At 69.8% G+C, this 13011-nt stretch carries 13 protein-coding genes; 6 read left to right on the forward strand and 7 right to left on the reverse strand.

What is annotated here, in order from left to right; all coding sequences use genetic code 11:
* Nucleotides 1-179 precede the first annotated feature (179 nt).
* Entirely contained in the window at nucleotides 180-2234 is a 2055-nt protein-coding gene (locus tag ABTZ43_RS06720) for an acyltransferase family protein (RefSeq protein WP_350538263.1), read from the forward strand.
* 117 nt (nucleotides 2235-2351) lie between these two features.
* Here ABTZ43_RS06720 and ABTZ43_RS06725 read toward each other — a convergent pair whose 3' ends face one another.
* The gene (locus tag ABTZ43_RS06725) at nucleotides 2352-3272 is read right to left on the reverse strand and encodes a DMT family transporter (RefSeq protein WP_350538264.1); all 921 of its coding nucleotides are present in this window, start codon (nucleotides 3270-3272) and stop codon (nucleotides 2352-2354) included.
* A 33-nt stretch (nucleotides 3273-3305) separates the two neighbouring features.
* Between ABTZ43_RS06725 and ABTZ43_RS06730 the strand changes: the two genes are divergently transcribed.
* The 4 genes from ABTZ43_RS06730 to metX all read left to right on the forward strand — a co-directional run bounded on the left by ABTZ43_RS06730 (nucleotide 3306) and on the right by metX (nucleotide 7753).
* Nucleotides 3306-3905, forward strand: a complete 600-nt coding sequence (locus ABTZ43_RS06730; RefSeq protein ID WP_253385874.1) for a TetR/AcrR family transcriptional regulator — start codon at nucleotides 3306-3308, stop codon at nucleotides 3903-3905.
* Nucleotides 3906-4007: 102 nt separating this feature from the next.
* Nucleotides 4008-5330 carry a bifunctional o-acetylhomoserine/o-acetylserine sulfhydrylase gene (locus tag ABTZ43_RS06735; RefSeq protein WP_056416531.1) on the forward strand — a complete coding sequence of 441 codons (1323 nt, stop codon included), beginning with the start codon at nucleotides 4008-4010 and terminating at the stop codon, nucleotides 5328-5330.
* Nucleotides 5331-5530: 200 nt separating this feature from the next.
* Nucleotides 5531-6424: an endonuclease/exonuclease/phosphatase family protein gene (locus ABTZ43_RS06740; RefSeq protein ID WP_350538265.1), complete on the forward strand. Its 894-nt coding sequence runs from the start codon at nucleotides 5531-5533 to the stop codon at nucleotides 6422-6424.
* A gap of 120 nt (nucleotides 6425-6544) precedes the next feature.
* Nucleotides 6545-7753, forward strand: a complete 1209-nt coding sequence (metX, locus tag ABTZ43_RS06745; RefSeq protein WP_350538266.1) for a homoserine O-acetyltransferase MetX — start codon at nucleotides 6545-6547, stop codon at nucleotides 7751-7753.
* On the opposite strand, the gene ABTZ43_RS06750 is transcribed toward metX, so the two are convergent.
* The 3 genes from ABTZ43_RS06750 to ABTZ43_RS06760 are packed head-to-tail and all read right to left on the reverse strand — an operon-like array spanning nucleotide 7750 to nucleotide 10404.
* Complete coding sequence (locus ABTZ43_RS06750) at nucleotides 7750-8358, reverse strand: NUDIX hydrolase (RefSeq protein WP_350538267.1); 609 nt, start codon at nucleotides 8356-8358, stop codon at nucleotides 7750-7752. The two genes, metX and ABTZ43_RS06750, sit on opposite strands and share 4 nt — an antisense overlap.
* A gap of 39 nt (nucleotides 8359-8397) precedes the next feature.
* Entirely contained in the window at nucleotides 8398-9618 is a 1221-nt protein-coding gene (locus ABTZ43_RS06755) for an MFS transporter (RefSeq protein ID WP_350538268.1), read from the reverse strand.
* A 9-nt stretch (nucleotides 9619-9627) separates the two neighbouring features.
* Complete coding sequence (locus ABTZ43_RS06760; protein WP_350538269.1) at nucleotides 9628-10404, reverse strand: AraC family transcriptional regulator; 777 nt, start codon at nucleotides 10402-10404, stop codon at nucleotides 9628-9630.
* 48 nt (nucleotides 10405-10452) lie between these two features.
* Between ABTZ43_RS06760 and ABTZ43_RS06765 the strand changes: the two genes are divergently transcribed.
* Entirely contained in the window at nucleotides 10453-10911 is a 459-nt protein-coding gene (locus ABTZ43_RS06765) for a DUF2000 family protein (RefSeq protein ID WP_350538270.1), read from the forward strand.
* 17 nt (nucleotides 10912-10928) lie between these two features.
* Here the strand turns inward: ABTZ43_RS06765 and ABTZ43_RS06770 are convergent, their stop codons facing one another.
* The 3 genes from ABTZ43_RS06770 to ABTZ43_RS06780 all read right to left on the reverse strand — a co-directional run.
* Nucleotides 10929-11255 (reverse strand): thiamine-binding protein, encoded by a 327-nt coding sequence (locus tag ABTZ43_RS06770; RefSeq protein WP_350538271.1) that lies wholly within the window; start codon nucleotides 11253-11255, stop codon nucleotides 10929-10931.
* 6 nt (nucleotides 11256-11261) lie between these two features.
* The gene (locus ABTZ43_RS06775; RefSeq protein WP_350538272.1) at nucleotides 11262-12500 is read right to left on the reverse strand and encodes a glycosyltransferase 87 family protein; all 1239 of its coding nucleotides are present in this window, start codon (nucleotides 12498-12500) and stop codon (nucleotides 11262-11264) included.
* A partial coding sequence (locus tag ABTZ43_RS06780; protein ID WP_350538273.1) for an ADP-dependent NAD(P)H-hydrate dehydratase occupies nucleotides 12497-13011 on the reverse strand: 515 nt, incomplete at its 5' end. The genes ABTZ43_RS06775 and ABTZ43_RS06780, both read right to left, overlap by 4 nt.

The raw sequence follows: 13011 nt of genomic DNA on the forward strand, positions 1-13011 counted from the left end.
CACTCCGAGCAAAGCCGTGTCACTCCGAGCAATTAGGATGTGCACGTACCCGAAGAGGATCGTCGTGCCACAGGCGTCTTCGCGGGAACCTGTGTCGGCTCGACTCGTGTCAGCGGAACGAATGTCAGAACGCGTGCGTCCTACTTGGTTGACCAAGTCATGGCCGAGATAAGGGAACGATGACTGGACCGAAGCGGGACTTCCGCACTGATCTGCAGGCGCTCCGCGCGGTGGCCGTGCTCGCCGTGATCGTCAACCACATGTGGCCCGAGGTCCTTCCCGGCGGCTACATCGGCGTCGACGTCTTCTTCGTGATCAGCGGATTCCTCATCACGTCCCATCTGCTCCGCGAGTCGCGGAGCACCGGCAAGATCCGACTGGGCGCGTTCTGGGCCCGACGTGCCCGCCGTCTGCTGCCCGCCGCACTGCTCGTGCTCGCGGTGTGCGCCATCTTCACCGTCGTGAAGATGCCCCTTCCCCAGTGGCAGGACGAGCTCTACCAGATCGGCGCCGCCGCGGTCTACGTGCTCAACTGGCTGCTCGCCTCGAACTCGCTCGACTACTTCGCCCAGGGCGAGGCCCAGACCCTGGTCACCCACTACTGGTCGCTCTCGGTCGAGGAGCAGTTCTACATCGTCTGGCCGATCATCCTCTTGGTCGTCGCCTGGCTCACCTTCCGTCGCGCCAAGCGCACGCAGGTCGTCGTCACCGCTGTCGTCTTCGCGGGCATCGCGCTCGTCTCGCTCGCCTGGGCCGTGTACTCCAGTGCCCAGACCCCGTCGGCCGCGTACTTCCAGACCACGGGCCGTGCGTGGGAGTTCGCCGCGGGTGGCCTCGTCGCCCTGCTCCCCGTCTTCAGTGAGACGATCCGCCGCCGCCTCAGCGCGTTCGTCTGGCTCGGCTGGGCGCTCATCCTCGGCAGTGCCGTGCTCTTCGACTCGCAGTCCGGCGTTCCCGGCCCCGCCGCCCTCATCCCCGTCCTCGGTGTCGTTCTCGTCATCGCGATCGGCGAGGCCGAGCACACCTGGTCGACGCGGGCGATCACCTCGTTCCGCCCCGTGCAGATCATCGGCGACGTGAGCTACTCGGCATACCTCTGGCACTGGCCGCTCATCGTCGCCGCCCCCGTCATCCTGTCGCGGCCGATCGGCACACCGGAGAAGTTCGTCCTCCTCGCCATCACCCTGGTTCTCGCACTGCTCACCAAGCGCTTCGTCGAAGACCCGGTGCGCCTCGGCCCGCTCGCCCGCACCCGCCCACGCTGGATCCTCGTCATGACCTTGGTCGCAATGGCCGTGGTCGTCATCCCGTCCGCCGTCGGCGTGATCGCCCTTCGGGACCGCGGTGTCGCGGCGACCGCCGCACTCGTCGCCGCGTCGAAGGACCCCGGGGAGTGCTTCGGCGCCCAGGCAGAACTCGGCACCGCTGACTGCTCCGACTCTCGCGAGCTCGGCGACCAGGGGTACCTGCTCTCCGAGAGCCACTTCAACCTCATCACCAGCACGACCGGCGGCACCGTCTGCGAAGAGGTGACCACGGCCGACGGGGTCGTCAAGACCTGCTCGTTCGGAGTGCCGGAGGGGACGCAGGACCTCGACATCGCGATCGTCGGAGACTCACACGCCGAGATGTGGTCCGGCTCGCTCGACACCGTGGCGCCCGTGCACAACGCGCGCATCCACACCTTCCTCAAGGGAGGCTGCGCGGCGACCGCCGACCCCGCGGTGGGAACGATCAGCACGGACCCCGCCTACGTCGCAGACTGCCAGGCCTGGCGCACGGGCACGATCGGCATGCTGGTCGAGGACCCCGACATCGACGTCATCATCACGACGGCCTGGTCGGGCAAGTACACCGTCAACGGCCAGCCCGACCCCGGCACCGGCTACGCCGACGCGTGGAACCAGTGGCTCGACTCTGGCAAGCGCGTCATCCTGATGGCCGAGCCCCCGGTGCTGCCCGTCGACATCGTGGACTGCATCCTCGACTCGTGCACCGTACCCGTCGAGAGCGTCGACGCCGAGTCGGCGCTGACGCGCGCCGCGGCGATGATCGACAATGTGAATTTCAGTGTCGTCGACTTCTCCGACGTGTTCTGCGACGACGTCTGCTACCCGGTCGTCGGCGGAATCCCCGCGTACTTCGACAGCAACCACCTCACCGAAGCGCTCACGCGTTCGTTCGGCGAGGACTGGCTCGAGGACGAGCTGACACAGCCGTTCGTGCAGCAGTGACCGCCCACTCCGCGGCATCCCGTCGCGGGGTACGGGTGGTCCTGAGGTGTTCCCAGGAGACCACGATGAGGAGCACGTGCCGCGGAAGATGGTCGTACCGGGCACCAGCACGCCGTGTCACTCCGCTCGTGCATCCTCTCGTCTCGAGCGGGCATCCCCGACCAGGACGATCGCGACTCCGGCCGCGCACAGTGCGAAACCGCCGACGGTGACCGGGGTCATCGGCTCACCCAGCAGCACGCTCCCCGCGAGCGAGGTCGTCGGGGCGATCAGGAAGAGCAGCGCCTGCAGCGCGGTGATCCCGATTCGTCGCAGCAGCCACCAGTAGAGCCCGTACGCGGCGAGCGTCGGGAACACGGCGGTCAGGGCGACGGCGATCCAGAAGGGCCAGGATGCCGGGGGGACGAGCGATCCCGTCATCGTCGCGAGCACGAGCAGCAGCGCCGCGGTCACCGACACGTGCACAGTGAGGGTGACGAGCACTCCGGTGCGTACGGGCGTTCTGCGCTGCAACAGTGTGCCGACGATGAGGGCGACCATCGCCAGTGCCGGAAACGCGTAGGCCCAGGGTGGCGCTCCCGTGTCGCCGAGCTGCGAGCGCACCACCAGGAGGACCCCGACCGCGCCGATCCCCAGACCGAGCCACTGCGCTCCCCGGACCCGCAGGCCCAGCACCGGCCCCACGAGCACCGCCACGACGAGCGGCTGGATCGCGTCGATCAACGCGACCGTTCCGGTGGCGACCCCGGCGGCGACCGCCGCGTAGACGGCGAGACAGTACCCGAACTGCGCGAACACGCCGATCGCGGACTGCATGCGCAGATCACGGGCGGGAATGCCCCTCGCCGCCCCCGTCAGATGCACGAGCACGAGGAGCATGCACGCCAGCGGGACGAAACGCCAGACGAGGAGCGTCAACGGCGAGACGTCGACGGTGGCGAACGCCGGGATGATGAACCCCGAACTCCAGGTGACCACGAAGACCGCGGATGCGGTGACGGTGACCACCGGGCCAAGTATACCGATCTGTCTACTCATGACATGAACTATACAGACTGGTATATTCGAGCCATGACACAGCCGGTCCCGGACCTCGCCCCCCTGACCCCCGGCGGACGCCGGGTGCTCGACGCGGCATCGCGGCTCTTCTACGAGCGCGGCATCCACGCCGTCGGCGTCGACACGATCGCGGAGGCGGCTGGCGTCACCAAGAAGACCCTCTACGACCGGTTCGGGTCGAAGGAGGCCCTCGTGGTCTCGTACCTGCAGCACCGCGATGCCCGATGGCGCGCGCATGTCGCCGCGCAGCTCGAGCGAGTTCCCGAGCCCGGACCCGCGCGGATCCTCTCGATCTTCGACGCCGCGATCTCGTGGTCCGATGAGAACAGCCCGAAGGGATGCAGTGCGATCAACGCCCGTGCCGAGCTCGGCGACGGCGCCGACGGCCATCCCGTGTTCCCCGAGGTGTCGCGCCAGAAGGTATGGCTGCTCGATCTGTTCGAGGAGCTGTGCACGTCCGGCGGGGTCCGCGACCCCCGGGCGATGGCGCAGGCGATGATGCTGCTCTACGAGGGGGCGATCGTCACGGTGGGGATGGCGACCTTCGCCGAGCCGTTCCGGATCGCCCGGACCTGGGCGGATGCGCTGCTCACGCAGGATCTATCGAGTTGATTACGTCGCATGTCCCGACGGCTGTCGGCGACTGACGATTTTCCGTACGCTCGCAGCAACGGCATCAGCCGAACCGATTTCCAACAGTTCCAGGGGGAACACATGTCCGCACCCGAGACCTGGCGTTTCGAGACCAAGCAGATCCACTCCGGCGCTGCTCCCGACCCCGTGACCAAGGCCAGGGCCACGCCGATCTACCAGACCACGTCGTACGTGTTCGACAGCGCGGACCACGCGGCGAACCTGTTCGCCCTGGCGGAGTTCGGGAACATCTACACCCGCATCCAGAACCCCACGCAGGACGTGCTCGAACAGCGCCTCGCCGCGCTGGAGGGGGGCACCGGCGCCCTCGTCCTCGCCAGCGGGCAGGCGGCGTCGACGTTCGCTGTGCTCAACATCGCGCAGGCGGGCGACCACATCGTGTCGTCCAGCTCGATCTACGGCGGCACGTACAACCTCTTCAAGTACACGCTCGCGAAGCTCGGCATCGAGGTCACGTTCGTCGAGAACCAGGACGACCCCGAGGAATGGCGCCGCGCCGTCCGCCCGAACACCAAGCTGTTCTTCGCGGAGACCATCGGCAACCCGCAGATCAACATCCTCGACATCCGCACCGTCGCCGACGTCGCGCACGAGGGCGGCGTGCCGCTGATCGTCGACAACACGATCGCCACCCCGTACCTCATCCGCCCGTTCGAGCACGGCGCCGACATCGTGGTGCACTCCGTGACCAAGTTCCTCGGCGGCCACGGGACGACCATCGGCGGCGCCATCATCGACGGCGGCACGTTCGAGTGGTCCAAGAACGTCGAACGATTCCCCGGTCTCACCGAGCCCGACCCCTCGTACCACGGCGCCAGCTACACCGCTGCGGTCGGCGACCCGCTCGCGTACATCATCAAGGCCCGCGTGCAGCTTCTCCGCGACCTGGGCTCGGCCATCGCCCCGCAGAGCGCCTGGAACCTCATCCAGGGCATCGAGACGCTCTCGCTGCGCATCGAGCGTCACGTGCAGAACGCCCAGGAGATCGCCGAGTGGCTCGACGGCCGCGACGACGTCGCCTCGGTGAACTACTCGGGCCTGCCCTCCTCGCCCTGGTACGCCAAGGCCAACGAGTACGCCCCCAAGGGTGTCGGAGCGGTCCTGTCGTTCGAGCTCAAGGGCGGCGTCGAGGCCGGCCGCGAGTTCGTGAACAGCCTGTCGCTCTTCAGCCACCTCGCCAACATCGGCGACGTGCGCTCGCTGGTGATCCACCCGGCGTCGACCACGCACGCGCAGCTCACCCCCGAGCAGCAGCTCACGGCCGGCGTCACGCCCGGACTCGTGCGTCTGTCTGTCGGCATCGAGAACATCGACGACCTCAAGGCGGACCTCGACGAGGCCCTCGCCGCGGCGCGCCGCGTGTCGGAGGCCGCACGCGCCTGATCCGACGATCGCACGACGGATGCCCCGGGCCTCGGTCCGGGGCATCCGTCGTCTCCCGTGTGCGGCGGCTGCACAGTCGGCGGCGTCGAGAATGGGAAGCCCGCACCGAGGAGCATCCCATCGCCGTCACCACACCCCCGCCGCCTGGCCGTCGCTCGACCGTCCGCGCCGGACGGGTCATCGCCGTCGCCGGACTCGTGATGCTGGCACTCGCCGTGGGCATCTGGATACCCGGCGTCATCGGCACCGTGGCCGCGGCTCTGCTGCCGTGGTGCGGCCTCGCCCTGCTCGCCCTCGCGGTGTGCGCCCTCGTCCGGGCCCGGCGGGTACTCCTCGTGCTGATCGCACCCGCTCTCGTCTGGATGCTCGCCATCGCCCCCTCCGCGCCCGGTCTCGCCGCGCCCGGTCTCGCCGCGCCCGGTCTCGCCGCGGTCGGCGCCGACCCGACCGCATCCTTCGAGATCGTCAGCCAGAACGTGCGCGCGCACTCCGGAGGAGCTGCGGCCTCCGCTGCGGAGATCGCCGCATCCGGCGCCGACGTCATCGCCCTGACCGAACTGGACGAAGCCAGCCTGGCGGCCGCACGCGACACGCTGGCCGCCGACTACCCGCACACCTACGCGATCGGGACCGTCGCCGTGTGGAGTCGCTTCCCCATCCTCGAGGCGGAGGCCCTCTCACTCGGGCTCGACTGGAAACGCGCGCTGCGGGTGGTCGTGGCCGCCCCCCACGCCGACGTCGCGGTCTACGTGATGCATGCCGCCTCCGTGCGTCCCGGTGTGCAGGAGGAGCGCGACACCATGCTCACCGGCATCGCGGATGCCGTGGCCGCCGACCAGGGTGACGCGATCGTCGTGGTGGGCGACTTCAACGCCGCATCCGCGGATCCGGCGCTCGGCGCCATCCGGTCGCAGCTCGACTGGGTCAGACCGACCGACGGCTCGCTCGGATTCACCTGGCCCTCGACTGTGCCGTTGACCCGGATCGACCACGTGTTCGTGCGGGGACTGGAGGTACTCGCGTCCACCACGATGCGGGCAGGGACCAGCGACCACCTCGCGACCGTGACCACGCTGGCGACGACGACCCGCTGAGCGCGCACCGCCCCCACCGCCCCACGACCCTCATGAGCACCGCGACGCTCACGACCACCGCGACGCACCCGGCACCGTAACGTTCGTTCCTTCGTCGGCCCGCCAGGCGAGAATGGAGGAATGGACTGGCAGACGACCTCTGAAGACACGGTGCCCTCGGCGCCCGTGAGCGAGGCCGACGTGCGCCTGCTGCGCGCGCGCCCCCCGGCGACCGGTGCCTGGCGCGACGGCGACCCCGTCGGCGGTCGTCACTTCGCATCGTTCGGCTCCTTCCCGACCGAGAGCGGAGCAGAGCTCCCTGCCATCCGACTCGCCTACGAGAGCTGGGGGGAGCTGAACGCGGCCCGCGACAATGCGATCCTCGTGCTGCACGCCCTCACCGGCGACAGCCACATCCGCGGCGACGCGGGCGCGGGGCATCCGACCGCCGGCTGGTGGGAGAGCATCACCGGACCCGGTGCCGCTCTCGACACGGATCGCTGGTTCGTGATCGCCCCGAACATGCTCGGCGGATGCCAGGGGTCGACAGGTCCCGCGAGCATCGCGCCGTCGGGGTACGAGTGGGCGTCCCGCTTCCCGTATCTGACCATCCGTGATCAGGTCGCCGCCCAGGTGCGACTCGCCGACGCCCTGGGGATCGACGCGTGGGCGGCGGTGATCGGCGGATCGATGGGCGGAATGCACGCTCTGGAATGGGCGGTCACGCACCCCGAGCGGGTCGAGCGGCTCGGAGTGCTCTCGTCACCGCCGGCGACCACCGCCGACCAGATCGCGCTGAACACCGTGCAGCTCGAGACGATCAGGATGGATCCGCGGTTCCAGGGAGGCGAGTACTACGACCTGGCCGACGGCGACGGCCCGCATCGCGGCCTCGCTCTGGCACGTCGCATGGCGCTGCTGAACTACCGCAGCCCGATCGAGCTCAACCAGCGGTTCCAGCGCTCCTGGCAGTCGGGGGTGTCGCCGCTCGGCCACGGCGGGCGCTTCGCCGTGGAGTCGTACCTCGACTTCCACGGCAACAAGTTCACGCGCCGCTTCGACGCGAACAGCTACATCACGCTCGTCGAGGCGATGAACTCCCATGACGTCGGACGCGACCGCGGGGGCGTCGAGGAGGCGCTGCGAGGCGTCACCGCCACCACGCTCGTGCTCGGGATCGACAGCGACCGTCTCTTCCCGGTCGACGGACAGCATCGCATCGCACGCAGCATCCCCCGCACCCTCGACGGGGACGAGGCGGTGGTGCTGACCAGCGACTTCGGACACGACGGCTTCCTCATCGAGACGGAGGCCGTCGGCGCCCACCTGCGCCGACTGCTCAGCGCCTAGCCGGCCACGAAATTCCAGGGCAGCGATCCGGTCTCGAGCCGCATCCCGTCCCACTCGAACACGGTGCCCGCCGGCGTTTCGATCACCCGCGTCGTGAAGGCCCGCGCGGTGCCGGCAGCCGCGAGCGCCTCGTCGACGGTCTGCATGCCGCACAGACCGTGCAGCGTCATCCAGGTGGGCGGGAAGAGCGTCCACTCCCCCGCCGCGTGCCGTGACAGCGCCTCTTCCGGGCTGGTCCACGCCGCGTCCACGACCTCGTCGGCCGAGAGGTCGAGCGCAGCCTCGGGCGCCCTGGCCAGGAAGAACCAGGTGCGGATGCGCACGGGAGCCTGCGCCGGCGGCTGCCACAGCGACAGGGCGACCGGTTCGGCGATGACCAGTCCGACCTCCTCCCGCGTCTCGCGCACCGCCGCGTGTCGCGCACCGTCCTGTTCGCCGTCCCCGTCCAGGCGATCGCCTGTCTCCACCTTGCCTCCGGGGAAGACCCACGCGCCGGCGAACGATCCGCGATCGGGTCGCCGCATCAGCAGCACCTCGATGCCGCCGGTCGCGGGACGCAGCAGCACGGCCGTGCCGGCGACGGGGAGATCGTCGGGCTCGCTCACGCGCTCACTCTACCCGCGGCCATGACCCGGACGGCGGGCTCACGCGGCGGCGGGCACCGGCTTCCTGGCCTCGACGCGATACGACAGGAGCGCGATCACCAGACCGGCGACGGCGAGCGCCGCCCCGGTCCAGGACGGGGCGGTGAAGCCCCACCCCGCAGCGATCACCGCACCGCCGAGGAACGCACCGAGACTGTTGCCGATGTTGAGCGCGGAGTGGTTCATGGCGGCGGCGATCGACTGGTTGTCCCCCGCGACATCCATCAGCCGCGTCTGGATCGTCGGGCTGAGCACCGACGACACGAAGCCCACGACGAGCACGAGCAGCGCGAGTGTGACGATCCAGAATGCGAGCACCGCCAGCAGCGCGAACACCACCGCCATCGCCACGAGTCCGAACAGCAGCGTGCGCCGCAGGTCGATGTCGGCGAGATGACCGCCGACGAGGTTCCCCGCGGTCATCCCGAGGCCCATCAGCACGAGCACGATCGGCACGACCCACTCGGGGGACCCGGCGACCTCCGTCACCAGCGGGGCGATGTAGCTGTAGACGGCGAAGAACCCACCGAAGCCGATGGCTCCGACCCCGAGCGTGAACCAGACCTGCGGGATGCGGAAGACGCCGAGCTCCTCGCGCATGGTGCGTCCGGGAGATCCGGGGTGCTTCGGCACGAAGAGGACGATGCAGGCCGTCGCGAGCGCGAAGACCAGCGCGACCACCGCGAACGCGACCCGCCACCCCCACAGCTGACCCAGGAACGTGCCCAGCGGCACGCCGACCACGTTCGCGACCGTGAGTCCGGTGAGGATGAATGCGACGCCCTTCGCGCGATTGCCCGGCCCCATGACGTCGGCGGCCACGAGCGCGCCGATGCCGAAGTACGCCCCGTGCGGGAGCCCTGCGAGGAAGCGGGAGGCGCCGACGAGCTCGAACGTGGGCAGGAACACCGTCAGGGCGTTGAACACGGTCAGGGCGAGCGCGAGGCCGATCATGACACGATGCCGCGGGAAGCGCGCGACGAAACCCGCGATCGTCGGCGCTCCGACGACGACGCCCAGCGCGTACAGCGAGATCAGCCAGCCGGCCTGGCTCAGCGCGTCCTCAGGGCTGCGCGCCCACAGCGTGGGCAGCAGCTCGTCGGCGATGTTGGGCAGCAGGCCCATGACGACGAACTCGGTCATGCCGATGCCGAAGCTGCCTATGGCGAGGGAGAGGAGCGCCCACTTCGCCGCACCCCTCGATTCAGTCGAGGGATTCACCCGTCAATGCTACCGGCTGGCGAAGGTGCCCGGCGTCGCGCCCAGCACCCGTCGGAAGTGACGGGTGAGGTGAGCCTGGTCGAAGAACCCCGCGTGCGCCGCGGCCGATGCGGGCGAAGCGCCGGCGACGAGCATCCGGCGCGCCAGGTCGATCCGCCTGCTGAGGACGTACTGATGCGGAGCCAGCCCGTACCTCTGAGTGAACGACCTCGTGAGGTGGCTGGGGTGCACCCCGAGCTCCGATGCCACATCGGAGATGGTGAACGACTCCGCGAACCGCTCGTCGAGCAGCGCGTGCACGCGGCGGGCGAGCGGGGCGTCGTCGCGACTGCTCGACGCGGATCCGAGATGGGTGAGGATCAGCCGCTGCAGTGCAAGCGTCCAGTGCTCGGCCGCGAGCAGGTCGCCGGGCTCGTCGAGCGCGGCATGAACCCGTCGCGCCGCCCTCAGCGCCGCGGTGCTCATGAGGGTCGGCCTCGAGACCGACCGATCCGAGGCATGCCCGGGCAGCCACGCGCTGTCCAGATACACCACGCGCTTGCGATAGATCCTGCCGTCGACCGCAGACCGCCCGTCGTGCGAGATCCCCGGCGGCAGGACGGTCACGGCGCCCGGTGCCGCGATGTGCGCCGATCGCCCCAGCTCGTAGGAGACGGCGCCCTCGTCCACGAGCATCACCGTCCACCCGTCATGGGCGTGCGGTGGATAGGCGTGGTCGAACGACGCGTGATAGACCTCGCGCACCGACGGCACCGCAGGGTGCCACGCTCGCAGGAGTTCCGGCATGCAAGAAACGTACAAGACGATCCTGTGCGGCCGGGCGACCATGGAACCATGACCTCTGCCTCACTGCCGACCGATCCGCCGCCCGCCGCATCTCCCCGTTGCGACACGAAGGTCGTCGTCCTCCTGAGCGAAGGACTCACCGCATGGCAGGAGCTGAACGTCACGTCCTTCCTGATGTCGGGCATCGCCGTGAGCACCCCGGGGCTCACCGGTGAGCCGTACCGCGACGGCGACGGCAACGTCTACCTCCCGATGCTCCGCCAGCCTGTGCTGGTGATGACGGCGGATGCCGCGCTGCTCGGCGCCGCGCGCGGCAAGGCCACGACCCGCGCCGACGTGGCGATCGCCGTATACACGCGGGAGCTGTTCGCGACCGGGCATGACGATGCCAATCGCGCGGCTGTCGCAGCGGTCGCGGCTCGCGACCTCGATCTCGTCGGGGTCGCACTCCGCGGGCCACGCAATGCGATCGACCGCATGATCAAGGGAGCACGGCTTCACGACTGACGCGACGCGGCGAACCCCTATTCGTACTCGTCGATGGCCGCCTCGAGACGCTCGATCTTCGCGTCGAGCTCTCCCGAGTATCCGGGCCTGATGTCGGCCTTGAGCACGAGCGACACCCGCGAGCCGAACGGCATCACGGCCTCGGTGGCGCGCTTGACGACGTCCATCACCGTGTCCCAGTCCGGGCCTTCGATCTCGGTGAACATGCTCGTCGTGCGATGCGGCAGACCGGACTCGCGCACGACGCGGACCGCAGCGGCCACCGCGTCGTGCACGGAGGCGCCGGAGCGCTCCGACCCATCGGAGGGTGTGCCGCTCGGGGCGACGGAGAAGGCGATCAGCATGGTTCTTCACTCCCGGTTCGTGGTGTGGAGGTGGGCGGGGACCCGTACGAGGGCGCGGATGCCGACGATCAGGATCACGACGAGCAGCGCGTTGCGCAGCGTCAGCGTCAGCACGGGAAGCAGCTCGGCGCGCAGCAGTGCGTCGTAGGTCAGCGGGTAGATGAGGCAGGTGAGAGCGCACAGCACGAGCACCAGCGCCGCAGGCACGGCGGCGCGCGTGCGGTCGAGCACCAGCCAGAGCACGACGGGTGCGATCAGCCACGTCTGGAACTGCGGCGAGCCGACCTTGTTCAGCACGATCAGGGCGGCGCCGAGCGACAGCGCGAGCGGAGGGAAGAGACGGGCGAAGGACGCTCCCCGCGTCGCCTTGACGGCGCCGAGGATCGTGATGACGACGACCAGCACCGCCATCACAGGCGTCAGAGCCGCGCTGACGGCATCCGCTCCCGGCGCCGCGATCTGGAAAGTGAGGATGTCGTAGCTGTACTCGATGCGCGCCGAGCCGGCGACCGCGAGCCAGAGGAAGGGCGTCGCGGCGACCGCCTCGATCTGCAGGCCGCGGCCGGTCTGCTCGGTGAGGAACCCGAGTATCTCGGAATCGGCGCCGAGTGCGAGCAGGAGCACGACCACGCCGGCGGTCACCGCGGCCGCGGTGAGCAGCATCCGCATCCTGCTGCGCGCCGCGACGAGGGCGGCGAGCAGCAGCGCGCCCGGCCAGATCTTGATCCAGGCCCCGATCGTCAGCAGCGCGGCCGCGAGGGCGGGGCGACGCGTGAGCCAGAGTCCGCCGATCACGGCGAGCGGCACCGTGACGGCGTCGATCCGATACATCGCTATGGGGCCGAGCAACAGCACCGCGGCCACCCAGAACCAGGCGGCGATGCGGCGCGGACGCGAGGGCGAACGACCGAGCAGCACGGCGAACGCGATCGCGTCGAGCACCGTGACCATCACGGCCCAGGCGATCAGATAGGCGCCGGAGACCCCCGTCGCGGCGATCAGGGGGACGGAGAGGATCTTGGCGACGAGCATCGGCACCAGAGCGAGCTGCGGGTACACCCAGGTCTCGGTGACGCCGACGATCGGTCCGCCGGAGAGCGCGGCTGTCGACCACGGCTCGTAGACGAGCACCACATCGCCCATCGGCTGGCTCGGGAGCACCCAGCCCGACACCGCGACGATCACATGCACGAGCAGGAACGCGCACCAGGACGCGACGATGCCCATGGCCGAGCGACGACTCACGCGAGGACGTCCACGATCGCGCGCGGCAGCGCCTCCGCCACATCCAGCGCGACGATCGGATGCCCGTGCGCCTCGCCGTCCGCCCCGACCCCGGCTGCGAGCCGGCCGGCGTGACCGTGCAGCCACGCGCCCGCCGCCGCGATCTCGGCGATGGACGCATCCGTGCCCGAGTTCGCGGCGAGGAGCGTGCCGAGCACCCCACCGAGCACGTCACCGGTACCGGCCGTCGCCAACCACCCCGTGCCGGCCTCGACGGTGATCAACGTTCCGTCGGGGTCGGCGATGATCGTACGCGCCCCCTTGAGCAGAACGGTCGCGCCGAGTTCCTGCGCGACCCGGCGGGCGCCGACGGCACGGTCGTCGCCCGGTTCCGCGCCGAGCTGGCGTGCGAGACGGGCGAATTCCCCGCCGTGGGGGGTCAGGAGCAGCGGTGCGCGCCGTCCGGGTGCGAGGTCCAGAGCGCCGGCGTCGACGACCACGGGCACCGACCCGTCGAGCAGCGCACGCAGCT

Origin of the sequence: Microbacterium sp. NPDC097977, from assembly GCF_040302605.1 — a bacterium.
Lineage (GTDB): Bacteria > Actinomycetota > Actinomycetes > Actinomycetales > Microbacteriaceae > Microbacterium.

What these genes read in the sequence shown, in the direction of transcription:
- ABTZ43_RS06720 (WP_350538263.1), top strand. Translation starts at nt 180, where the DNA reads ATGACTGGACCGAAGCGGGACTTCCGCACTGATCTGCAGGCGCTCCGC.
- ABTZ43_RS06725 (WP_350538264.1), bottom strand. Translation starts at nt 3,272, where the DNA reads ATGAGTAGACAGATCGGTATACTTGGCCCGGTGGTCACCGTCACCGCA.
- ABTZ43_RS06730 (WP_253385874.1), top strand. Translation starts at nt 3,306, where the DNA reads ATGACACAGCCGGTCCCGGACCTCGCCCCCCTGACCCCCGGCGGACGC.
- ABTZ43_RS06735 (WP_056416531.1), top strand. Translation starts at nt 4,008, where the DNA reads ATGTCCGCACCCGAGACCTGGCGTTTCGAGACCAAGCAGATCCACTCC.
- ABTZ43_RS06740 (WP_350538265.1), top strand. Translation starts at nt 5,531, where the DNA reads ATGCTGGCACTCGCCGTGGGCATCTGGATACCCGGCGTCATCGGCACC.
- metX (WP_350538266.1), top strand. Translation starts at nt 6,545, where the DNA reads ATGGACTGGCAGACGACCTCTGAAGACACGGTGCCCTCGGCGCCCGTG.
- ABTZ43_RS06760 (WP_350538269.1), bottom strand. Translation starts at nt 10,404, where the DNA reads ATGCCGGAACTCCTGCGAGCGTGGCACCCTGCGGTGCCGTCGGTGCGC.
- ABTZ43_RS06765 (WP_350538270.1), top strand. Translation starts at nt 10,453, where the DNA reads ATGACCTCTGCCTCACTGCCGACCGATCCGCCGCCCGCCGCATCTCCC.
- ABTZ43_RS06770 (WP_350538271.1), bottom strand. Translation starts at nt 11,255, where the DNA reads ATGCTGATCGCCTTCTCCGTCGCCCCGAGCGGCACACCCTCCGATGGG.